This is a genomic window from Brevundimonas sp. FV1ye7S (genome assembly GCF_058680995.1).
In genome coordinates, this window is sequence record NZ_CM178726.1 from 1,323,382 (window position 1) to 1,344,951 (window position 21,570).

Genomic DNA, 21,570 nt, shown 5'->3' on the forward strand with positions numbered 1-21,570 from the left:
GTCCTTCCACCATCCCCGCCGATCAATCGCACGTCAGCCGCGCTCGACCGGAAGGCCCGCCGACTTCCAGGCCCCGAGTCCGCCCGCCAGGTGCGTATCGATCGCAGCCTGGGCCTTGGCGCAGCGCTCCAGCGCCATGCCCGACCGCTTTCCGCCCGCGCATTGCAGGACGACCGTCTTTCCGTCCGCCTGGGGAAGGCGGGCGGGGTCGAAGGACGAGAGCGGCAGGTTCACGGCGCCCGCGATATGCTCGGCGGCGAACTCGCCCGCTTCCCGCACATCGACCAGCAGGACCTGATCCTGGGCGAGCATGGTTTTCAGATCGGCCGGGCCGATCTCCCGATGGGCCTTGGGCTTTCCAAATCCGAACATTTTCGACCTCCATGGACCCGCCGAACGCGGTGTCATACTTTTATTATTGTGTATATCATGTAATCATTATATTCGGTCAAGCACATAAGGGCGATGGAAACGCCTTCTGGAGGGAAACATGGCCAAGCCCAAGATTGTGATCATCGGCGCCGGACTGGGCGGCACAATCGCCGCCTATGAGATAAGAGCGGCCGTCAAGGGGCGCGCCGAGGTGATGATGATCGCCGAGTCGGAGACTTATTCTTTCGTTCCATCAAACCCTTGGGTCGCTGTTCGCTGGCGGGAGCCGGAGGAGATTCAGGTTCATCTGCCGCCGATTTTCGCCCGCAAGAAGATCGGCTTCACGGCGGTGGGGGCGAAACGGCTTCACGCTGCAGAAAAAAGGGTCGAGCTGAACAACGGCGACAGTGTCGATTACGATTATCTCGTAATTGCGACAGGCCCCGATCTGGCCTTCGATGAAATCGAAGGGCTGGGGCCGGATGGCTACACGGTGTCAGTCTGCCAGACGTCGCACGCCTCGCACGCCGCCAACATGTTCGACGCCTATGTGGAGAACCCCGGCCCCATCGTCGTGGGCGCCGTCCAGGGCGCGTCCTGCTACGGCCCGGCCTATGAGTTCGCGCTGATCCTGGATACCGAGCTGCGGCGGCGCAAGATCCGGGATCGGGCGCCGATGACCTTCGTCACCGCCGAGCCCTATATCGGCCACCTCGGCCTCGACGGCGTCGGGGACACCAAGTCCCTGATGGAAAGCAAGCTGCGCGAGCGGCACATCAAGTGGATCACCAATGCGCGCGTCGCCAAGGTCGAGCCGGGCCTGATGCACGTCGAGGAGATCGCCGAGGACGGCGCTGTCGCCAAGACCCATCAACTGCCCTTCGGCTATTCGATGATGCTGCCGGCGTTCCGAGGCGTGCCTGCGGTCCGCGACATCCCGGGCCTGACCAATCCGCGCGGCTTCATCCTGATCGACAAGCACCAGCGCAATCCCGCCTTCCCGGAGATTTTCGCTCTGGGCGTCTGTGTCGCCATCGCCCCGACCGGCCCGACGCCTGTTCCCGTCGGGGTGCCCAAGACCGGTTTCATGATCGAAAGCATGGTCACCGCCGTCGCCGCCAATCTGGCCGCCCTGATCGCCGGGGAGACGCCCGAGGCCGAGGCGACCTGGAACGCCGTCTGCCTGGCGGACTTCGGGGATGGAGGGGTCGCCTTCGTGGCCCAGCCGCAGATCCCGCCGCGCAACGTCAACTGGGCCGCGAGCGGCAAATGGGTCCACTTGGCCAAGGTCGGCTTCGAGAAATATTTCCTGCGCAAGGTGCGCAGGGGCGAAAGCGAACCCTCCTACGAGCGGCTGGCGATGCACATCATGGGCATCCGCAAGCTTCGCATGTGACCCCCTCCCTCTAAATCTGGAGCCTACCGATGAACCTTGATCGTGCTGTCGTGATCTTCGCCGGATGCGTCGTGCTGGCGGGCGTGGCCTTGTCCTATGCCGTCCATCCCTGGTGGATCGCCCTGACCGTCTTCGCAGGGCTGAACATGATCCAGTCCGGTTTCACCGGCTTCTGCCCGGCGGCCATGGTGTTCAAGGCGTTGGGTCTGCGTCCGGGGAACGCCTTCCGATGAGCCTGCGCCACGCTGCGCCCTGGGCCTTGGTCCTGTTCCTGGCCGCACCCGGTCTGGCGCAGGCGACGACGCTGGAGGAGGCCATCGCCGCCGCTATCGCCCATGCGCCCGAAATCGCCGAGGCCGACGCCGGCGCCGACGCCGCGAAAGGCCGGTTGCAGCAGGCGCGCTCAGCGCGAGCGCCTTCGCTGAGCCTCAGCGGGACGGTCGGTCAGGGCCGGCTTGATCCGAAGGCGTTCTTCGGTCTGGGCGCGGCGGACGTCACGCCTCGGGCGGCCCAGTTGACGCTCGAACAGCCCCTGTTCACCGGGGGACGCGCGGCGGCGGGGATCGCGCAAGCGCGCGCCGGCATGGCTGCAGCCGAGGCCGGCGGCGACGCCGTTCAGGGGCAGGTCGTCCTGGCGGTGGTTCAGGCCTATGGCGATATGCTCGCCGCCAGCGACGTGTTGAGGCTGTATCGCGAGCTGGCGGCCCAGACGGTGGAAATCGAGCGACAGGCGCGCGAGCGCTTCCGGACCGGCGAAACCCCCAGCACCGACGTCGCCCAGGCCGCGTCGCGCGCCGCCGAGGCCCGCGCCGACCTGGCCCGCGCGGAGGGAATGCAGGTTTCCGCCCGCGCCCGTTACCGCAATCTGACCGGCCTGGAGCCGGTTGATCTGCAACCGATTCCATCCAATCCGCCTCTGCCCGGCTCACTCGACGATGCGATGGCGATCGCCATGGGCGGCAGCCCCGCCCTGCGTCAGGCGCGGGCCGATCTCGAGGCGGCCGAGGCCGCCGCCCGCGCCGCGCGCGGTGAACGCCTGCCGACCGTCAGCGCCTTCGTCGAGGCGGGTTCGGTTCGTGACCAGTTCTTTCCGGACTATCGCGCCGACAGCGCGACCGTGGGAATCCGCGGCCGCTGGACCCTGTTCAGCGGCGGCCTGACGTCCGGCAAGATCGCCGAGACCAGCGCCGATGTCCGCGCCGCTTCCGCCCGGCTGCGCGCCGCCCGCATGGGCCTGGAGGAACAGGTTCTCGCCGCCTGGCAGGACATTCACACCGCCGAACTGGTGGCCCAGGCGTCCGACGAACAAAGCGCGGCCGCGGTCCAGGCCCTGGCCAGCGTTCGACATGAAGTCCGCGTCGGACTGAAACCCCAGATCGACCTGCTGAACGCCGAGCGTGAAGCCACGGCCGCCGCCGCTGCCGCCACCCAGGCCAGGACCGCCCGGATCGTCGCCGCCTATCGCCTGAAGAGCCTGATCGGATCAGCTTTGGGTTAGGGGGCGACAGGGCTCCGACGAAGGTGGTCGTGGAGGCGTTTCGGCGGGCGGCGCGTCAGATCGCGAAGCCCGAGTTCTGCAAGACGGTTCATGCCGACTGCTTTTCCCGCTTCTGCGAACGTGTCTGCTGGACGAAGGGGGCGAGTGTTCCTATGATCCGCTCCGGCCGCAGGCTCTTTTTCTGCGGGAATTTCGCGTAGGTTTTGACGACGTGCTGAACAAGATTTTCGCCTGGTGGAACGGGGCCACGATCGGCACCCTCTTCACGATCGCCAAGCGCGGCCGTTTCGTCGGGACCGACGAGATCGGCAACAAATATTACGAGGCCAAGGACAACTCGAGCTACGACGGCCGCAAGCGCCGCTGGGTCGTGTACGAAGGCTATGCCGACGCGTCCAAGGTGCCGGCCGATTGGCACGGCTGGCTGCGCTACACCTTCGACCTGCCGCCCACCGAGGCGCCCCTCCCGCGCCGCGCGTGGGAGAAGGATCACCTGCCGAATTTCACCGGCACCCCGATGGCCTGGCGTCCGCAAGGCTCTTTGGCCGCCGAGGCCAAACGCCCCGCCGCGACCGGCGACTATCAGGCCTGGACGCCCGAGTGAGACCGAATCGGCTCCTGCTGGGCGGGGCGGCCGTCGTCGCGGCGCTCAGCGCCGGGGCGGTGACCGCCAGCGTCCTTCAGGACTCGCCGCGCGAGGCCCGTCCGGTCCAGGATCCCATCGGCGACATCCTGCGCACCACGCCGGCCCAACCGGCCAATGCGCCGACCGAGACCGCCCCGGCCGCCGCACCCGCGCCCCGGACGCCGGTGGCAGTGACGCCGCCGCCCTCCGTCGTCATCGCCGAGGATGAGGCCGTCGCGGAAAAGGCCGAGGAAGAAGCCGCCTCCGAAAAGCCGGTGGTCGAAAAGGCCATCGAACAGCCGGCCACGCCCGCTCGCCGCCAGCGGCGCAAGTTCGCCGTCATCCAGGCTATCGACAAGACCACAGCCGAGACCATGAAGTTCGAGGTCGAAGTCGGCGGCCGTCCGGTCCGCTTCAACCGCAACCTGATCTTCAGCGTCCGAGCCTGCGAGGTCTCGACGCCTGACGAACTGACCGAAGACGCCATCGCCTATGTCGATGTCTCGCTGCAATCGCGCGGCGCCAACCAGCCGGCCGAACCGCGCCAGATCTACCGCGGCTGGATGTTCGCCTCGTCCCCGGCCGTCAGCGGGCTTCAGAATCCCAATTACGACGCCTGGGTGGTGGGCTGTAAGAACTGAGCGCGAGAGGCCGGAATGAACCGCCAAAGACCCCTCAAGAAGAGCGAGACGGTCGAGATCCGGCTGCCGCACGCGACGAAGACCGCCTTCATGGACAAGTGCCGCACTGAGGGCCGCACGGCCAGCGAGGCCATTCGCCGCTTCATCGACAGCGAACTGGACCGGTCGACGACCGCTCGGTCGTCGATCCGCACGGGCTGGCGTCAGTTGCTGGCGGCGGCGTTCGCCGGATTGGCCCTGGGCGCCGTCGCCGCGCCTTCGCTGGCTCAGTCCGTGACCCCGGATCGGGCGGCGTTCAACCGTCTGGATCGCGACCATGACGGGATGGTCAGCTTTGAGGAATTCCGCGCCCGCTAACGGATGGGCGTCAGGAACCGGCCCCATTGCAGGTTCAGCCAGGTCCACGGCTTGAACAGTCCGGCGCCGGGTTTCCATGAGGCCGCAACGATCTCCGCGCGTCCGACGATGTTCTCGGCCGGCAGCAGGCCGACGCCCAGATCAGCGGGCCAGCGGCTGTCCAGCGAGTTGTCGCGATTGTCGCCCATCATGAAATACTGACCCGCCGGCACGCGATAGATCGGCGTGTCGTCGCCCGGATGGTCCGGGCCGCCGTCGTAGGTGACATAGGTCTTGCCGCTCGCCAGGGTCTCGCGCACATCGAGTACACGCCGCTGGGGGGCGTCGTGGTCGCTGACCATCTGGAGGGGGGTCTGGCGGATCAGGCGCCCGTTGACGAAGACCTGACCCCTGCGGACCTCAACGGTGTCGCCGGGCAGGCCGATGACGCGCTTGATCCAGACCTGATCCGGGTCGTGTGGACGTCGGAAGACCACGACGTCGCCCCGTTTCGGCTGGCGTCCCAGCACCCGGCCGTCGGGCAGCGGCGGATTGAACGGCAGGGACGCCCGGCTCCAGCCATAGGCGTATTTGGACACGACGATATAGTCGCCGGTCACGAGCCCCGGCTCCATCGACGAGGAGGGAATGGTGAAGGGCTGGAACAGCAGGATGCGGATCACCATCGCCAGGATCAGGGCGGCGGCGAGGGTGACGCCGATCTCTTTGACTTCGCGCCAGACGGCGGCGGAGGACGGGGCGGGTGCGGTGGTGTCTTGGGTCATGCCCTGTTAGGCCGCGAGCCTGCGGGACGACGCCAGCTCAGGCTTGTCCGGACAGGCTGTAATCGTGTCCGGACAGGGATCAAGCGCGATGGAGCGCCCAGTCTACCGCCTCGGCCCCCGTCATCGGCGCGATCAGGGCGGTCTCGTCCACCGTCCCCTTCAACGCGGGTTTCAGCCGTCGCAGATAGGCCGCCTGGGGCGTCTCCACCGCGCCGAACTGGCTGAGGTGGTCGGTCAGGAACTGGGCGTCCAGCAGGGTCCAGCCGCCTTTTCTCAGGCGCGCGACCAGATGGACCAGCGCCACCTTGGAGGCGTCGCGTTCGCGGCTGAACATGCTCTCGCCGAAGAAGGCGCCGCCCAGGGAGACGCCGTACAAGCCGCCGACCAGCCGCTCGTCCTTCCAGCATTCGACCGAATGGACAAAGCCCTGGGCGAACAGGGCGGCGTACAGGCGCCGGATCGGGGCGTTGATCCAGGTGTCCTCGCGCTCGGGCCCCTGGGCCGCCGCGCAGCCCTCCAGCACGGCCTCGAAGGCGGTGTCGATCCGCACCTCGAACGGTTCGCCGCGCACGGTGCGGCGCAGGCGTGTGGGAATATGGAAGGCGTCCAGGGGTATGACGCCGCGCTGGTCCGGCTCGATGATGAAGACGCGCGGATCGTCGCGCGACTCGGCCATCGGGAACACGCCCCGGGCGTAGCACCCCAGCAGGTCCTCGGGGCCGAAGCCATCGGAAGGCCCGCGGGCGCTGAAGTCCGGCTCGGTCATGGGGCGGGGCGGACCTGGTCGGCGGTGACGCGGTTGGCGGGGACGCGTCTGGCCTCGATCTCGGCCAGGCCCGACAGGGTGGTCACGGCGATGGCCGTCAGCGCCTCTTCGGTCAGAAAGGCCTGGTGGCCCGTGACCAGGACATTGGGGAAGGTCAGCAGGCGCTGGAACACGTCGTCCTGAATGATCTCGTTCGACAGATCCTCGAAGAACAGATCGCCTTCCTGCTCATAGACGTCCAGGGCGACGCCGCCGACACGATGGTTCTTCAGCGCGTCGATCAGGGCCTGGGTGTCGATCAGGGCACCCCGGCTGGTGTTGACGATCATCACCCGCGGCCGCGCCGCCGCCAGGGTCGGGCCGTCGATCAGGTGGCGCGTATCGGGCGTCAGCGGGCAGTGCAGGCTGATGATGTCGGACTGGCGCAGCAGGGTCTCGCGATCGACGTAGCGGACGCCGATCTGGGTCAGGGCCGGGGCCTCGACCACATCATGGGCCAGCACCTCGCAGCCGAAACCCAGTTTCAGCGCCCGGGCGACCAGGGCGCCGATGCGGCCCGTGCCGACGACCCCGGCCGTCCGTCCCGACAGGTTGCGGCCGATCAGGCCGTCCAGGGCGAAGTTGTTCTCGCGCACCCGGGCCGAGGCGCGGGGGATGTTGCGGTTCATGGCCAGCAACAGGCCCAGGGTGAACTCGGCGACCGCCTCGGGCGAATAGGCCGGCACGCGGATGACGGTCAGGCCCAGGGCCTCGGCGGCGCGCAGATCGACGTTGTTGTAGCCGGCGCAGCGCAGGGCCACGGCGCGCACCCCGCCTTGCGCCAGTCGGGTCAGGGCGGGGGCGTCCAGCCGGTCGTTGACGAAGACGCAGACGGCGTCGAAACCGTCGGCCAGCGGCGCGGTGGTCTCGTCCAGCCGCGCCTCGAACCAGCTCAGGTCGTGGCCGAAGTCGGCGTTGGCCAGGTCGAGGAACCGGCGGTCATAGGCCTTGGTCGCAAAGACCGCGATACGCATGGGCCGGTTCCTCTGATCAAGCCAGCGTCAGGCGTCGCCCTTCTGACGGGCGGCCCACTTCTCCAGCCAATGGATGTCATAGTCGCCGGACAGGATGTCGGGCTCCTGCAACAGCTTCTGGAACAGGGGGATGGTGGTGTCGACGCCGCCGATGACGATCTCGTTCAGCGACCGCTTCAGGCGGGCGATGGCCTCTTCGCGGTCGCGGCCGTGGACGATCAGCTTGCCGATCAGGCTGTCGTAATAGGGCGGGATCGAATAGCCGGCGTAGATGGCGCTATCCAGACGCACGCCCAGGCCGCCGGGGGCGTGGAAGTCGGTGATCTTGCCCGGCGACGGGGTGAAGGTCTCCGGGTTCTCGGCGTTGATCCGCACCTCGATGGCATGGCCCTGGAACTTGATGTCCTCCTGCGTGAAGGACAGGGGCAGGCCGGCGGCGATACGGACCTGTTCGCGGACCAGGTCGACGCCGGTGATCATTTCCGTAACCGGATGCTCGACCTGCAGCCGGGTGTTCATCTCGATGAAGAAGAACTCGCCGTCCTCCCACAGGAACTCGATGGTGCCGACGCCGAGGTAGCCGATGGCGGCGATGGCCTTGTTGACCGTCTCGCCGATCTGCTTGCGACCCTCGGCCGACAGGGCGGGCGAGGGGGCCTCTTCCAGCACCTTCTGGTGACGGCGTTGCAGCGAGCAGTCGCGTTCGCCCAGGTGCACGACATTGCCGTGGCTGTCGGCGATGACCTGGATCTCGATGTGGCGTGGCTTCTGGAGATAGCGCTCCATATAGACGGCGCCGTTGCCGAAGGCGGCCTTGGCTTCCGACTGGGCGGTCTGCACCGCCTCCACGAGATCATCAGCCGTCAGGGCGACCTTCATGCCGCGTCCGCCGCCGCCTGCCGCCGCCTTGACGATCAGGGGGAAGCCGATGGACTTGGAGGCCTCGATCGCCGCCTCGACGGTCTCGACCTCTCCCTTGGAGCCGGGAACGACCGGGATGCCGGCGTCCATGACGGTCTGTTTGGCGCTGATCTTGTCGCCCATGACCCGGATATGCTCGGGCTTGGGACCGATGAAGGTCATGCCGTGGGCTTCGACGATCTCGGCGAAACGGGCGTTCTCGGACAGGAAGCCATAGCCGGGGTGGATCGCCTGGGCGCCGGTGATCTCGGCCGCCGCGATGATCGAGGGGATGTTAAGATACGACTTGGCCGCCGAGGCGGGGCCGATGCAGACGCTCTCGTCGGCCAGCCGCACCCACATGGCGCCGCGGTCGGCCTCCGAGTGCACGGCGACAGTGGAGATGCCCATCTCCTTGCACGCCCGGTGGATGCGCAGGGCGATCTCGCCGCGGTTGGCGATCAGGACTTTGGTGAACATCAGGGCGCCTTAGGCTTCCAGCAGGACGAGGGGCTCGCCGAACTCGACCGGCTGGGCGTCGCCGACCAGGATCTCGGCCACGACGCCGTCGCGCGGGGCCTGGATCGGGTTCATGGTCTTCATGGCCTCGACGATCAGCAGGGTCTGGCCCTTCTTGACCTTGTCGCCCGGCTGTACGAAGGCCGGCGCTTCGGGCGAGGCCTGCAGATAGGCGGTGCCGACCATCGGCGACTTCACCTCTTCACCGGCGCGGGCGACGATGGTGGCCGGGTCCGACGGCATGGAGACCGGAGCGGCGGCGGCGGCCACGGGCACGGCGGCGGGAGCAGGGGCGGCGGCGTACTGGACCGGGGCGGCGTGCATGGTGATTTCGCGCGCCACGCGGATGCGCAGCTCGCCGCGCTCGACCTCGACCTCGGTCAGGTCGGTTTCGTTCAGGATCTCGGCCAGCTGGCGAACCAGGGCGGCGTCGATCTCGGCGTGTTTCTTGTCATCGGCCATTGGGGTGCGCCTTTGTCTTTCGTCTTGGATTGCGAACGGGTCGGCCCTCAGGCGCGTTCCCGAACCTTGGTGAGAGCCGCCTGGACGGCCAGTTCATAGCCGGCCGCGCCGAAGCCGGCGATGACGCCGGTCGCCGCGGACGACACATAGGAGTGATGACGGAACGCCTCGCGCGCCGCCGGATTGGACAGATGAAGCTCGATCACCGGGATCGACAACGTCTTCAGCGCGTCGTGCAGGGCGACCGACGTGTGGCCATAGGCCGCCGGATTGAGGATCAGGGCTTGCGCGCTCTCACGCGCCTCCTGGATCCAGTCGACCAGGACGCCTTCGTGGTTGGTCTGGCGGAACACGATCCGGGCGTCGCCCGCGGCCTTCATACAGCGCTGTTCGATGTCCGCGAGGGTGTCGCGGCCATAGATTTCAGGCTCCCTCACCCCGAGAAGGTTGAGATTGGGGCCGTTCAGCACATAGATGACGGACGTGTCGGACATCGGTTCTCGAATCGAGGCTCCGGAATCGGGCGACCTCTGACGGTTCAGGGGCGGCCTTGTAGCTTAGGCGCGGCGCGGGTCAAAGCGCAGCGTGGAAACGGGTTGACCTAACGTCATGCGCATTCAAGTCAACGGTGATCAACACGAAGTCTACGCCGCGACCATATTGGACCTGGTCGAGGAACTGGCGCTAGACCCCCGCAAGGTGGCGGTCGAGCGCAATCTGGAGATCGTGCCCCGGTCGCTGCACGCCGTCACCGCCCTGGCCGAGGGGGACCGGATCGAACTGGTCCAGTTCGTCGGCGGCGGGTGATCAGACCTTGAGGACCGGGCCGGGGTAGAAGGCGATCTGCCGGTCGGCCGTCAGCAGTCGCATGCCTTCGGCCATGGCCTGGGCGATAAGCAGCCGGTCGAACGGGTCGCGGTGGATCAGCGGCAATCCTGCCAGTTCCAGCGCGTGCAGGCTGGTCACCGGAATTTCCTCATAACCCGCGTCCAGCAACTGGCGGCGGAAGACCAGGGCGTCCACGTCGAAGTCAGGTCGCTTCAGGCCGTGCTTGACGACGACCTCCCAGATATTGACCGCGCTGAACACCAGTTGATTGTCGGGATCGGCCATCAAGGCTTCCGCCTTGGCGGGAAGCCGTGCGCGATCCTCCGACGCCCAGAGCAGCAGGTGGGTGTCGATCAACAGCCTCATTGGCCGTCGTCGCCCTCGTGAACGCCTTCGCCATAGAATATCGCCTCGATTTCGGCCTGTCCCATGGTGTCGAAGTCGTCGGGAATTTTCGTCTGGCCGCGCATGAAACCGAACCGACGCGAGGTGTCGATCGGCGTCTCTTCAATGGGGACCAGTTTGGCGATGGGCTTGCCGGCCTTGGCGATGGTGATGGTTTCACCCTTGGCGGCCCGGTCCAGCAGGCGCGACAGGTGGGTCTTGGCCTCGTGGACGTTGACCGTTTCCATGCGTCGCTCCGGGTGAACTTAGTCCACTTAGTCTAGTTCATCTGGCCCGGTCTCGCAACGCGGCGTGATCGATCCGCCCTTTCGCATCGGGCGCGACAGGACTAGGTCACCACCCATGACCGATACAGCCCCCGAAACCTGGTCCGTCGCCGGCCGCACCTTCAACTCCCGCCTGATCGTGGGCACCGGCAAATACGCCGACTACGCCCAGAACGCCGCCGCCGCCGAGGCGGCGGGGGCCGAGATCGTGACCGTGGCCGTGCGCCGGGTGAACCTGACCGATCCGAACCAGCCGATGCTGGTCGACTATGTGAAGCCCGACCGGTTCACCTTCCTGCCCAACACCGCCGGGTGTTTCACCGGCGAGGACGCGGTGCGGACCCTGCGCCTGGCGCGCGAGGCGGGGGGCTGGAGCCTGGTCAAGCTGGAGGTGCTGTCCAACACCGCCCACCTCTATCCCGACATGATCGAGACGCTGCGGGCGCTGGACCTGCTGATCAAGGACGGGTTCGACGTCATGGTCTATTGCACAGACGACGTGGTCATGGCCAAGCGGCTGGAAGACGCCGGCGCCGCCGCCATCATGCCGGCCGCCGCCCCGATCGGCTCAGGGCTAGGCATCCAGAACGAGGTCAATGTGCGGCTGATCGTCGAACAGGCCAAGGTGCCGGTTCTGGTGGACGCCGGCGTGGGCACGGCCTCGGACGCGACCCGGGCGATGGAGCTGGGCTGTGACGCCGTGCTGATGAACACCGCCATCGCCGGGGCCAAGGATCCGATCCGCATGGCGCGGGCGATGAAGCATGCGGTGATCGCGGGGCGCGACGCCTATCTGGCGGGGCGGATGCCGAAGCGGATGTATGCGGACCCGTCGTCGCCGCTGGCGGGTTTGATTTAGGGAACTTCATAGACCCTCTCCCGCTTGCGGGAGAGGTGTCGCGTCGATCGGCGAAGCCGATCCAGCGACGGAGAGGGAAGTCTCGTCCAGAAGATGACTTCCCCCATCGTCAGGCGTGTCGCTACGCGCCACGACCTGACACTTCCCCCGCAAGCGGGGGAAGATCGCGGGCGCCAGACCCTACCACCCCAGCCCGGCCTCGCCCCTCATGATCGCCTCGGCCTCGGGCGTGTGTTTGGCCCCCGAGCGGTCATGCAGCACCAGGGGCGGCAGCAGGCGCAGGGGGGCCTTGCCGGTCTTGATCGCCTGGACCAGCACGCGTTTGGCCGGCTCGTCGGCGAAGGGCTGGACCGGGCGGATGGCGAAGGAGCCGGCCTTTTCGCCCAGCAGGGTCAGCAGGTCCGCCAGACGGTCGGCGCGGTGGATGATCACGATCCGGCCGCCCTCGCGCACCGCTTTCAGCAGCAGGCCGGTCCAGGCGGACAGGCCGTCGTCGGCCATCCAGGCGCCCTGTTTGCCGGGCGCCGGGGCGCGCAGGGCGCCGGGGTCGTCGAAGAAGGGCGGGTTCGACACGGCCCAGTCGAACGGGGGCAGGTCCAAAGGACGGAACCCGTCGGCCACGTCGCCGTCGAGAATCGTGATTCGATCAAAAGAATGATTCAGGTCGGCGTTCTCGCGCGCGAGGCCAGCGGCGACCGAATCGCGCTCCAGCCCGGTCAGCGAAACTCCGGCATGACGGGCCGCAATCTGCATCAGCACGGCCCCGGCGCCGCAGCCCGCCTCGAACAGGCGGTCGCCAGAACGGGGAGCGACGGCGGCGGCCAACAAGGCTGCATCCATGCCCGCCCGATAGCCGCGTGCGGGCTGACGCAGGCGGACACGCCCGTCCAGAAGAGCGTTCTCGACGACATCCGGGGCGGCGGGAGCCATGTCCAAGCCTCAATCTCCTTGACCCTCCGTGGGCCTATCACCATTGTGCGCCGCATCGCGATCCGGCAAGCGGACGCGGTCGGAATTGCCTGACGCGGCCCAGGTCGCGCGACGTGTGAAAGAATATCCCTTGGACGCAGTCCTCGCCGCCTCTCCCCGTCCGAAGGGGGATGTGAACGCCCTCGTCCGGCTGGCCGGAACCGACATGGCCGAGGTGGATGCATTGATCATCGATCGGATGCAGTCGGATGTGCCGATCATCCCCAAACTGGCCGAACACCTGGTTTCGGCCGGGGGCAAGCGCCTGCGGCCCCTGCTGACCGTCGCCGCCGCCCGCGCCTCTGGCGCCGAGGGCGACATCCTGTCGCCGAAGAAGCTGGCCGCCGCGGTCGAGTTCATCCACACCGCCACCCTGTTGCACGACGACATCGTCGACGCCTCCGAACTGCGGCGCGGCAAGGTGGCGGCCCATCTGATCTGGGGCGCGCCCACCAGTGTTCTGGTCGGCGACTTCCTGTTCGCCCGCGCCTTCGAACTGATGGTCGAGACCGATTCGATGCGGGCCCTGGGCATTCTGGCCCAGGCGTCGCGGGTGATCTCGGAGGGCGAGGTGCTGCAACTGACCCGCGCCCACGACCTGAACCTGGATCAGGCCACCTATCTGCAGATCATCTCGGCCAAGACCGCCGAACTGTTCGCCGCCGCCGCCGAGGCGGGGGCCGTGGGCGCCGGCGCCGATCCGGCCGCGACTCAGGCCCTGCGCGACTACGGCATGGCCCTGGGCATCGCCTTCCAACTGGCCGACGACGCCCTGGACTATGGCGCGACCGCCGAGGCCCTCGGCAAGAACGCCGGCGACGACTTCAACGAGGGCAAGGCCACCCTGCCGCTGCTGCTGGCCGTGGCTCGCACCCGGGGCCGCGAGGACGATTTCTGGGAGCGGACCGTGACCAAGGGCGAACGCACGCCCGAGGACTTCGCCCGCGCCCGCGAACTGGTCGTCGGTTCGGGCGCCATCGGCGCGACCCTGGATCTGGCCGGCGACTACGCCGATCAGGCCAAGGCCGCCCTGTCGGTACTGCCGGCCTCGGACTGGCGCGCCGCCCTGGAAGACCTGGCGGATTTCGCCGTTTCGCGTGCCGCCTGAACCTGTGAATGAACCCGATCCGGCGGCGGTGGCGGGAACCCTGGACGCCCAGGTCCGCACCGCCGATCTGGACCGCTGGCTGTCCAGCCGTCTGGTCGCCGACGCGCGCGCGCGCGCCGATCTGATCACGCTTTACGCCTTCGAGGTCGAGCTGATGTCGATCCCCGCGCGCGTGACCCAGCCCTTGCTGGCCGAGATGCGCTACACTTGGTGGGCGGAACAGCTGGACGGGGTCTTCGCCGGGATCGCCCGCAAGGGCCATCCGGTGCTGGAAGCCCTGACCGACCTTGTCGCCCGCCATGCCCTGGACCGCGCCCCCTTCGACGCCCTGATCGAGGCCCATATCGGCCGGGTCCACGGCGAGCCGCATGACCTGGACGCCTTCTACGTCGGCCCGATGCAGGCGGTGGTCCAGGTGCTGGCCGGGCCGGGCCATGCGGAGAAGGTGGTCGAGGCCGGGCGGGTGCGGGGGCTGGGCCAAGTCGGGCGGATCGACGAGGCGAAGGCCGCGCGGCCCAAGGCCAACGCCGCCTTGAAGGGCTTGCCGGCCGAGGGGTTCCCGGCCGTGGCCTCGGCCGCCCTGACGACGCCCGACGAGCCGGAACCGGTCAAGCGCCTGCGACTGATCTGGGCGACGGTGCGCGGACGGGTTTAGCCCGCGTCCCGCCAGGCCTTCAGGCTTTCCATCGCCCGGATGCTCTGCAGCCGCTTCTTGGCCCGGCCGCGTTCCTTCGGGTGGATGCGTTTGCCGTCTTCATCGACCTTGGGCGCCTCAAGCGGCGGCAGCAGGCCGTAGTTGATGTTCATCGGCTGGAACTTCGAGCCTTCCAGGTGTCCGCCGGTGATGTGTTCGACCAGGGCGCCCATGGCGGTCTCGGGCGGGGGCGCCGACAGGTCGCGGCCCAGGGCTTGCGCCGCGGCGAGGCGGCCGGTCAGCAGGCCCATGGCGGCGCTCTCGACATAGCCCTCGACCCCCGTGACCTGGCCGGCGAAGCGCAGGCGGGGCATGGCCTTGAGCCGCAGCTGCTTGTCCAGCAGCTGGGGGCTGTTCAGATAGGTGTTGCGGTGCAGGCCGCCCAGACGCGCGAACTGGGCGTTCTGCAGGCCAGGGATCATGCGGAAGACCTCGGCCTGGACGCCGTGCTTCAGCTTGGTCTGGAAGCCGACCATGTTGAACAACGTACCCAGCGCATTGTCCTGCCGCAGCTGGACGATAGCGTATGACTTCACCTGTGGGTCGCGCGGGTTGGTCAGGCCGACCGGCTTCATCGGCCCATGGCGCAGGGTCTCGCGGCCGCGTTCGGCCATGACCTCGATCGGCAGGCAGCCGTCGAAATAGGGCACGTGCTCCCAGTCCTTGAACTCGGCCTTGGGGCCGTTCAGCAGGGCGTCGATGAAGGCCTCGTACTGGGGCTTGTCCATCGGGCAGTTGACGTAGGCGGCGGCGTCTCCGCCCGGGCCTTCCTTGTCATAGCGCGACTGACGCCAGGCGATGTCGAAATCGATGCTGTCGGCATGGACGATGGGGGCGATGGCGTCGAAGAAGCTGAGGCTTTCCTCGCCCGTCGCCTTCAGGATGGCCTCGGCCAGGGCGGGCGAGGTCAGGGGGCCGGTGGCGACGATGACATTGTCCCACTCCTGCGGCGGCAGGCCGGCGATCTCTTCGCGGACGATGGTGATCAGCGGGTGGGCCGCCAGCTTCGCCGTCACGGCGGCGGAGAAGGCGTCGCGGTCCACCGCCAGGGCGCCGCCCGCCGGCACCTGATTGACGTCGCCGCAGGCCATGATGATCGAGTCCAGCGCCCGCATCTCGGCGTGCAGCAGGCCGACGGCGTTGTATTCCCAATCGTCCGACCGGAAGGAGTTGGAGCAGACCAGTTCGGCCAGGCCGTCGGTCTGGTGAGCGTCGGTCTTTACGCCTGGGACGCCGCGCATCTCGTGCAGGATGACGGGCACGCCGGCCTGGGCGATCTGCCAGGCGGCCTCCGAGCCGGCGAGGCCGCCGCCGATGACGTGAATAGGGGAAGGAGAGGGGGAAGCAGTCATCGCGGCCTTCTAGCGGTCGTCTGGCGTGATGTCATGATCCCCTGCTATGTCTGAGGCGGGGATATGGGGCGATGATCGTGACGAACGACAGGCGATTGCGGCTGGGCGAGGCGCTGAAGGCGTCGGTCGTCGGCCTGGCCAGGGCGTGGCGTTGGGCCTGGGGCGCCATGGCGGTCTGCGCCCTTGTGTGGGCCGTGCGACCCTTCATGGTCGGCGTCCTGGGCTGGGTTTGGGCGGCGGCGGCGTTGGTCGCCGGCCTCATCCTGATCGGCGCCCTGGCGCGCACGGCGATCAGCGACGACCGAAACGACGCGCGGCGGCTGGGCCTGGGGGGGGCGGGTCTGCAACTGGGTTTGCCTGAACTGCGCCTGCTGGGCGCCGCCCTGCTGTGTTCGGTCTTCATGGCCATGATCCTGTCGGTCGTGGCCCTGGTGCTGCTGGCCGTGTTCGGCATGGCCGAGTTGAACGCGGAGGCGATCCGCCTGCGGGACTGGGCGGCGGTGGGGCCGATCTGGAAACTGGTCCTGCTGGCGGTCGTGACCCTGCTGGCCTTCTACGGCGTGCTGGTGATGGTCGTGCGCCTGTCGCTGTTCGCCCCGGCCACCCTGGGGCGCGGACACATGGTGTCCCTGAACAGCTTGGGGATCGCCCAGGGCAGTTTCCGGCCTCTGCTGGGCGGACTGGTCGTGGTCGTGGGCCTGCCGATCCTGGGACTGCTGATCCTGACGGGGGCGGGCCTGCCATCCGGCGTGGCGACGTGGATCGTGTGGGCGGTGGTGATCTCCGCGTTCGAGGCGCCCCTGGCTCTGGCTTTCCTGGGTGCGGCCTATCGCAGACTCGAGTACTGGACACCGCAAGGAGCCCCCCATGACTGAGACATTTTCCATCGGCGAGGCCATGGCGACGCCGGGACGCGTGATCCGGCGCCATCCCATGGCGGTCTTCGTCTGGGGATTTCTGATGATGGGCTTCAGCCTGTTGGCGGTCGCACTGATGTTCGGAACCCTGGCGGACCTGCCTCTGACGGACGGCGCTGAGCCGCCGCCGGAAATGTTCGGGAAACTGATGGCGGTTCAGGGCCTGTCCATGCTGCTGAACGTCGGACAGGCCGTGTTGGCGGTCGTGATCTGGGCGGCGACCATGCGGGCGACGTTGATGATCGGCCGGCCCGACCGAACCTTCTTCCTGCGCGCGGGAATGGACGAGTTGCGGCTGGTGGTCGTGGGGCTGGCGCTGTTTGTCGGGGCCTATATCGCCGTGATCATTCTGGTGCTGCTGGGCGCGGCCCTGGTCGCCACCCTGTGGCAGGCCAATGAGGCGGCGGCGATGATCGGCGGCTTCGTTCTGGTGCTGGGTCTGATCGCACTGGTCGTCGTCGCCATGACGCGGCTGTCCCTCATCGCGCCCGCCACCCTGATCCTGAAACGGTTCGCCTTCGTCGAGGGCTGGGCCCTGGGCCGCGGGCGCACCCTGCCGTTGCTGGGCCTGCTGGTCTGCACCTGGCTGGTCTATCTGGTCGTCTATTTCGTCCTGGCCTTTGTCGTGATCGTCGCCCTGTTCGCCAGCGGTGTTCTCGCGGACATCACGGCCCAGTCGCCTCCCGCCACCCTGGGCGAGCTGTTTCCATCGCCGCCGGTGTTGGCGACGGTGGCCGGGCTGATGCTCGTGCCCGGCGGCTTTGTTTATGGGGCGGTCATGACCCTGCTCAGCGCGCCCTTCGCCTCCGCCTGCCGTCAGCTTCTGGATGGGCCGTCCGGCGCCGTGTTCGCCGCAGCGACGTCGCCCGCCGCCACCTCGGCGGGCGACGCGGCCGACACGATGGTCTAGGATCGCGCCAATCTGATCTGGAGTGCAGCATGAGCTTTTCCGCCACCGACGCGGCGTTCGAAGGATTTCGGGTGGTGCGTCGCCATCCGGTGACAGCCCTGATCTGGGGTCTGGCCTATCTGGTCCTGTATGTGGCGACTTTCGGTCTGGGCGCCGGCCAATGGGCCGCGATCATGGCCTCGGCCCAGACGCTGGAACAGTCGTCCAATCCGTCGCCTGAGGAGATGATGGCCCTGGGGCAGGCCTATATGGGCCTGCTCGTCTGGTTGGCGCCCCTGGGCCTGGTGATCGGGGCTGTGCTCAGCGCCGCCGTGGCGCGGTCGGTGCTGCGGCCCGCCGAGAACGCCTGGGGCTATCTGCGGTTGGGCATGGACGAGGTTCGGGTGTTCGCGGTCACGCTGGTGATCGGGGTGATCGTCGGGCTTTTGTGCGGGGTGCTTTCCGCCATCGTCGTGACCGTGTTCGGCCTCGGGGTCGCCTCGGGTCAGGCGGTCATGTATCTGCTCGCCTTGATCCTGGGCCTGGCCGCGGCGGCTCTCGTGATCTGGCTTTCGATCAAGCTCTGCCTGGCCGTGCCGATGACGATCGACCGGCGCAAGTTCACCCTGTTCGAGTCGTTCAAGGCCACCAACGGCCAGTTCTGGCCCCTGCTGGGCATGACGATCATCGCCGTGATCATGAGCCTGATCGTCAGCATTCTTGGCACGATCATCAGCGCGGGCACGGATCTGGCGACCGGCGGCATCTCTGTTCTGGCGGGCATGGAAGGCCTGTCCACCCTGGATGTCCTGGCGCGCGCCTGGCCCGCCATCCTGGTCTGGTCCGTGGTCAACGCCCTGATGTCCGCCCTGCAGCTGGCGGTGCTCTATGCGCCCTTCTCGGCGGCCTGGCAGGGTCTGCGGGACCGCTGAACCGACCCGCAAACCGGCGGTGAAGGCGTCAGGCGGACGCCTTCACCCGCTTCTTCTTCACAGGTTCGCCCACCGACCCGCCAAGCGACGCGACTCGCGCCTTGCGGCGGGTCTCGTGCCGGTCCAGCACCTCCTTGAGGTATTTTCCGGTCCAGCTGGCGGCGTTGTCCGACACCTGTTCGGGCGTGCCGACCGCGACGATCTCGCCGCCGCCGTCGCCGCCCTCAGGGCCGAAGTCGAGCAGGTAGTCGGCGACCTTGATGACATCCAGATTGTGCTCGATCACCACGATGGTGTTGCCGGCCTCGACCAGTTCCTGAAGCACTTCCAGCAGTTTGCGCGTGTCCTCGAAATGCAGGCCGGTGGTCGGCTCGTCGAGGATATAGAGGGTGCGGCCGGTGGCGCGCTTGGACAGCTCCTTGGACAGCTTGACCCGCTGGGCCTCGCCGCCGGACAGGGTGGTCGCCGGCTGGCCCACCTTGACGTAGCCCAGGCCCACGCGCTCCAGCGTCAGCATCTTGTCGCGGATCGGCGGCACGGCCTTGAAGAAGGTCGCAGCCTCCTCGACCGTCATGTCGAGCACGTCCGAAATGGACTTGCCCTTGAACACGATCTCAAGCGTTTCGCGATTGTAGCGTTTGCCCTTGCAGACGTCGCAGGTGACATAGACGTCGGGCAGGAAGTGCATCTCGATCTTGATGACGCCGTCGCCCTGGCAGGCCTCGCAGCGGCCGCCCTTGACGTTGAAGCTGAACCGGCCGGGGCCATAGCCGCGCGCCTTGGACTCCGGCAGACCGGCGTACCAGTCGCGGATGGGGCCGAAGGCGCCGGTGTAGGTCGCCGGGTTGGAGCGCGGGGTGCGGCCGATGGGCGACTGGTCGATGTCGATGACCTTGTCGAAATGCTCCAGCCCCTCGATCCGGTCGAAGGGGGCCGGGGCGTCCGACGCATTGTTCAGGCGACGCGCGGCGGCCTTGTACAGGGTCTCGATGGTGAAGGTGGACTTGCCGCCGCCGGACACGCCGGTGATGCAGGTGAAGACCCCGACGGGGATTTCGCCGGTCACGCTCTTCAGATTGTTGCCGCTGGCGCCGCTGATCTTCAGCATCCGCTTGCGATTTATGGGACGGCGACCATCGACAGGAATCTCGATCTCACGTTCGCCGGTCAGGTATTTGCCGGTGAGGGAGTTCGGATTGGCCATGACCTCGGCGGGCGTGCCCTCGGCGCAGACCGTGCCGCCGTGGACGCCGGCGGCCGGGCCCATGTCGATGACATAGTCGGCCGTCAGGATGGCTTCCTCGTCGTGCTCGACCACCAGCACCGAGTTGCCCAGGTCGCGCAGCCCCTTCAGGCTTTCCAACAGGCGGGTGTTGTCGCGCTGGTGCAGGCCGATGGAGGGCTCGTCCAGCACATAGAGGACGCCGGTCAGGCCCGAACCGATCTGGGACGCCAGTCGGATGCGCTGGCTCTCACCGCCCGACAGGGTGCCGGAGGCGCGCGACAGCGACAGATAGTCGAGGCCGACGTTATTCAGGAACCGCAGCCGGTCGCCGATCTCCTTCAGGATGCGCCGGCCGATCTCCATCTGCTTGTCGCTGAGCGCCTCAGGCAGGGCCTGGACCCAGTCGTAGGCCTTCTTGATCGACAGGGTGGAGATGTCGGCGATGTCCTGCCCTCCCACCTTGACCGCCAGGGCCTCGGGCTTCAGCCGCTTGCCGTGGCAGGCGTCGCAGGGCGTTTCGGACTGATAACGGGCCAGTTCCTCGCGCACCCAGGCGCTGTCGGTCTCGCGCCAGCGACGCTCCAGGTTCGGCAGCACACCCTCGAACGGCTTGGAGACCTCGTATTTGCGGGCATTGTCGTCGTAGGTGAATTTGATCTTCTCGGCGCCGGTTCCGTACAGGATGGCCTTGTGCGCCTGGGCCGGCAACTCGCGCCAGGCCACGTCCATCGAGAAGCCGTAGTGGCGGCTGAGCGACTGAAGCGTCTGGGTGTAGAGGGGCGAAGGGCCGCGCGCCCAAGGGGCGACGGCGCCCTTGTGCAGGCTCTTGTCTCGATCCGGGATCACCAGATCGGCGTCGAAGGCCAGCTTGACCCCCAGGCCGTCGCAGACCGGGCAGGCGCCGAAGGGATTGTTGAACGAGAACAGGCGCGGCTCGATCTCGGAGATGGTGAAACCGGACACCGGACAGGCGAACCGTTCCGAGAACAGCAGGCTGCGCGGGGCGGTCTCGCCCTCGGCGACGCTGGCCCATTCGGCGTTGGCGATGCCGTCGGCCAGACCGAGCGCGGTCTGCAGGCTGTCGGCGTAGCGGGCTTCCTGGTCAGGCTTGGTGACGATCCGGTCCACGACGATGTCGATGTCGTGCTTGAACTTCTTGTCCAGGGTGGGGGCCTCGTCGATCGGATAGAATTGCCCGTCGATCTTCAGCCGCTGGAAGCCCTGGCGCTGCCACTCGGCGATTTCCTTCTTGTACTCGCCCTTGCGGCCCCGAACGACGGGGGCCAGCAGCAGGATGCGCTCGCCGTCCGGCAGGGCGACCAGCTTGTCGACCATCTGGCTGATGGTCTGGCTCTCGATCGGCAGGCCGGTGGCGGGCGAATAGGGCACGCCGACCCGCGCCCACAGCAGGCGCATATAGTCGTGGATTTCGGTGACGGTGCCGACGGTCGAGCGCGGGTTCTTCGAGGTGGTCTTCTGTTCGATGGAGATGGCGGGGGACAGACCCTCGATCAGGTCCACGTCCGGCTTGCCCATCAGCTCCAGGAACTGGCGGGCATAGGCCGACAGGCTCTCGACATAGCGACGCTGGCCCTCGGCGTAGATGGTGTCGAACGCCAGGGAGGATTTGCCCGAGCCTGACAGGCCGGTCATCACCACCAGCTGTTCGCGGGGGATGTCGAGGTCCACGCCCTTGAGATTATGCTCGCGGGCGCCGCGAACGCGGATGAAGTTGTGCTTTTCGGTCATGGAGTCCGGGAACGCGGAGAGGAGCCGGAGGGCTCCGGCGCGACATCGCTATATGGGGATGAAT

Annotated in this window: 25 protein-coding genes; 13 read left to right on the forward strand and 12 right to left on the reverse strand. The window is 67.6% G+C overall.

Going from position 1 to position 21,570, the window contains the following annotated elements:
• Positions 1–33: 33 nt before the first annotated feature.
• Positions 34–372, reverse strand: coding sequence for a rhodanese-like domain-containing protein (locus ACW18C_RS06275; protein WP_008261203.1), 339 nt, complete (start codon positions 370–372; stop codon positions 34–36).
• A 118-nt stretch (positions 373–490) separates the two neighbouring features.
• Between ACW18C_RS06275 and ACW18C_RS06280 the strand changes: the two genes are divergently transcribed.
• The 6 genes from ACW18C_RS06280 to ACW18C_RS06305 all read left to right on the forward strand — a co-directional run bounded on the left by ACW18C_RS06280 (position 491) and on the right by ACW18C_RS06305 (position 4,889).
• Positions 491–1,768, forward strand: coding sequence for an NAD(P)/FAD-dependent oxidoreductase (locus ACW18C_RS06280; protein ID WP_035305103.1), 1,278 nt, complete (start codon positions 491–493; stop codon positions 1,766–1,768).
• Positions 1,769–1,797: 29 nt separating this feature from the next.
• Positions 1,798–2,001: a YgaP family membrane protein gene (locus ACW18C_RS06285; protein ID WP_008259227.1), complete on the forward strand. Its 204-nt coding sequence runs from the start codon at positions 1,798–1,800 to the stop codon at positions 1,999–2,001.
• On the forward strand, positions 1,998–3,266 hold the full coding sequence (locus ACW18C_RS06290) for a TolC family protein (RefSeq protein WP_492073504.1): 1,269 nt from the start codon (positions 1,998–2,000) through the stop codon (positions 3,264–3,266). The genes ACW18C_RS06285 and ACW18C_RS06290 overlap by 4 nt, the downstream gene beginning before the upstream one ends.
• Positions 3,267–3,477: 211 nt before the next feature.
• Positions 3,478–3,870, forward strand: a complete 393-nt coding sequence (locus ACW18C_RS06295) for an NADH:ubiquinone oxidoreductase subunit NDUFA12 (RefSeq protein WP_035305092.1) — start codon at positions 3,478–3,480, stop codon at positions 3,868–3,870.
• Positions 3,867–4,532 carry a DUF2155 domain-containing protein gene (locus ACW18C_RS06300; protein ID WP_008260685.1) on the forward strand — a complete coding sequence of 222 codons (666 nt, stop codon included), beginning with the start codon at positions 3,867–3,869 and terminating at the stop codon, positions 4,530–4,532. The genes ACW18C_RS06295 and ACW18C_RS06300 overlap by 4 nt, the downstream gene beginning before the upstream one ends.
• A 15-nt stretch (positions 4,533–4,547) precedes the next feature.
• A complete protein-coding gene (locus ACW18C_RS06305) occupies positions 4,548–4,889 on the forward strand; it encodes an EF-hand domain-containing protein (protein WP_492073505.1) in 342 nt (113 codons plus the stop codon).
• On the opposite strand, the gene lepB is transcribed toward ACW18C_RS06305, so the two are convergent.
• From lepB to aroQ, 6 genes are all read right to left on the reverse strand, one after another.
• Positions 4,886–5,653, reverse strand: coding sequence for a signal peptidase I (gene lepB, locus ACW18C_RS06310; protein WP_492073507.1), 768 nt, complete (start codon positions 5,651–5,653; stop codon positions 4,886–4,888). The genes ACW18C_RS06305 and lepB overlap by 4 nt on opposite strands.
• 79 nt (positions 5,654–5,732) lie before the next feature.
• A complete protein-coding gene (gene aat, locus ACW18C_RS06315) occupies positions 5,733–6,419 on the reverse strand; it encodes a leucyl/phenylalanyl-tRNA--protein transferase (RefSeq protein WP_492073509.1) in 687 nt (228 codons plus the stop codon).
• Complete coding sequence (locus ACW18C_RS06320; protein ID WP_492073511.1) at positions 6,416–7,432, reverse strand: 2-hydroxyacid dehydrogenase; 1,017 nt, start codon at positions 7,430–7,432, stop codon at positions 6,416–6,418. The genes aat and ACW18C_RS06320 overlap by 4 nt, the downstream gene beginning before the upstream one ends.
• Before the next feature lie 27 nt (positions 7,433–7,459).
• Positions 7,460–8,812 (reverse strand): acetyl-CoA carboxylase biotin carboxylase subunit, encoded by a 1,353-nt coding sequence (gene accC, locus ACW18C_RS06325; protein ID WP_492073512.1) that lies wholly within the window; start codon positions 8,810–8,812, stop codon positions 7,460–7,462.
• A gap of 9 nt (positions 8,813–8,821) precedes the next feature.
• Positions 8,822–9,313, reverse strand: a complete 492-nt coding sequence (accB, locus tag ACW18C_RS06330; RefSeq protein ID WP_492073514.1) for an acetyl-CoA carboxylase biotin carboxyl carrier protein — start codon at positions 9,311–9,313, stop codon at positions 8,822–8,824.
• A gap of 47 nt (positions 9,314–9,360) precedes the next feature.
• Positions 9,361–9,807 carry a type II 3-dehydroquinate dehydratase gene (gene aroQ / locus ACW18C_RS06335; RefSeq protein WP_492073516.1) on the reverse strand — a complete coding sequence of 149 codons (447 nt, stop codon included), beginning with the start codon at positions 9,805–9,807 and terminating at the stop codon, positions 9,361–9,363.
• A gap of 115 nt (positions 9,808–9,922) precedes the next feature.
• Between aroQ and thiS the strand changes: the two genes are divergently transcribed.
• Positions 9,923–10,120 (forward strand): sulfur carrier protein ThiS, encoded by a 198-nt coding sequence (gene thiS / locus ACW18C_RS06340; RefSeq protein ID WP_492073518.1) that lies wholly within the window; start codon positions 9,923–9,925, stop codon positions 10,118–10,120.
• On the opposite strand, the gene ACW18C_RS06345 is transcribed toward thiS, so the two are convergent.
• Both ACW18C_RS06345 and ACW18C_RS06350 read right to left on the reverse strand, forming a co-directional pair.
• Positions 10,121–10,498, reverse strand: a complete 378-nt coding sequence (locus tag ACW18C_RS06345) for a type II toxin-antitoxin system VapC family toxin (protein WP_492073519.1) — start codon at positions 10,496–10,498, stop codon at positions 10,121–10,123. It abuts the gene before it with no gap.
• 5 nt (positions 10,499–10,503) lie between these two features.
• Positions 10,504–10,773 carry a type II toxin-antitoxin system Phd/YefM family antitoxin gene (locus ACW18C_RS06350; RefSeq protein WP_492073521.1) on the reverse strand — a complete coding sequence of 90 codons (270 nt, stop codon included), beginning with the start codon at positions 10,771–10,773 and terminating at the stop codon, positions 10,504–10,506.
• A 115-nt stretch (positions 10,774–10,888) separates the two neighbouring features.
• Between ACW18C_RS06350 and ACW18C_RS06355 the strand changes: the two genes are divergently transcribed.
• Positions 10,889–11,671 (forward strand): HisA/HisF-related TIM barrel protein, encoded by a 783-nt coding sequence (locus ACW18C_RS06355; protein ID WP_492073522.1) that lies wholly within the window; start codon positions 10,889–10,891, stop codon positions 11,669–11,671.
• 180 nt (positions 11,672–11,851) lie between these two features.
• Here the strand turns inward: ACW18C_RS06355 and ACW18C_RS06360 are convergent, their stop codons facing one another.
• Positions 11,852–12,601: a tRNA1(Val) (adenine(37)-N6)-methyltransferase gene (locus tag ACW18C_RS06360; RefSeq protein WP_492073524.1), complete on the reverse strand. Its 750-nt coding sequence runs from the start codon at positions 12,599–12,601 to the stop codon at positions 11,852–11,854.
• A gap of 172 nt (positions 12,602–12,773) precedes the next feature.
• Between ACW18C_RS06360 and ACW18C_RS06365 the strand changes: the two genes are divergently transcribed.
• Both ACW18C_RS06365 and ACW18C_RS06370 read left to right on the forward strand, forming a co-directional pair.
• A complete protein-coding gene (locus tag ACW18C_RS06365) occupies positions 12,774–13,748 on the forward strand; it encodes a polyprenyl synthetase family protein (RefSeq protein WP_492073526.1) in 975 nt (324 codons plus the stop codon).
• A complete protein-coding gene (locus ACW18C_RS06370) occupies positions 13,738–14,403 on the forward strand; it encodes a squalene/phytoene synthase family protein (protein WP_492073529.1) in 666 nt (221 codons plus the stop codon). The genes ACW18C_RS06365 and ACW18C_RS06370 overlap by 11 nt, the downstream gene beginning before the upstream one ends.
• Here ACW18C_RS06370 and trmFO read toward each other — a convergent pair.
• Entirely contained in the window at positions 14,400–15,794 is a 1,395-nt protein-coding gene (gene trmFO / locus ACW18C_RS06375; protein ID WP_492073531.1) for a methylenetetrahydrofolate--tRNA-(uracil(54)-C(5))-methyltransferase (FADH(2)-oxidizing) TrmFO, read from the reverse strand. The two genes, ACW18C_RS06370 and trmFO, sit on opposite strands and share 4 nt — an antisense overlap.
• Before the next feature lie 71 nt (positions 15,795–15,865).
• On the opposite strand from trmFO, the gene ACW18C_RS06380 reads away from it, so the two are divergent.
• Genes ACW18C_RS06380 through ACW18C_RS06390 form a run of 3 tightly spaced genes read left to right on the forward strand, consistent with a single transcriptional unit; the run spans position 15,866 to position 18,532 of the window.
• Entirely contained in the window at positions 15,866–16,669 is an 804-nt protein-coding gene (locus ACW18C_RS06380) for a hypothetical protein (protein ID WP_492073534.1), read from the forward strand.
• Positions 16,662–17,621: a hypothetical protein gene (locus ACW18C_RS06385; protein WP_492073535.1), complete on the forward strand. Its 960-nt coding sequence runs from the start codon at positions 16,662–16,664 to the stop codon at positions 17,619–17,621. The genes ACW18C_RS06380 and ACW18C_RS06385 overlap by 8 nt, the downstream gene beginning before the upstream one ends.
• Positions 17,622–17,650: 29 nt before the next feature.
• Positions 17,651–18,532, forward strand: coding sequence for a hypothetical protein (locus ACW18C_RS06390; protein ID WP_492073537.1), 882 nt, complete (start codon positions 17,651–17,653; stop codon positions 18,530–18,532).
• 28 nt (positions 18,533–18,560) lie between these two features.
• On the opposite strand, the gene uvrA is transcribed toward ACW18C_RS06390, so the two are convergent.
• Positions 18,561–21,506: an excinuclease ABC subunit UvrA gene (uvrA, locus tag ACW18C_RS06395; RefSeq protein WP_492073539.1), complete on the reverse strand. Its 2,946-nt coding sequence runs from the start codon at positions 21,504–21,506 to the stop codon at positions 18,561–18,563.
• Positions 21,507–21,570: the final 64 nt, after the last annotated feature.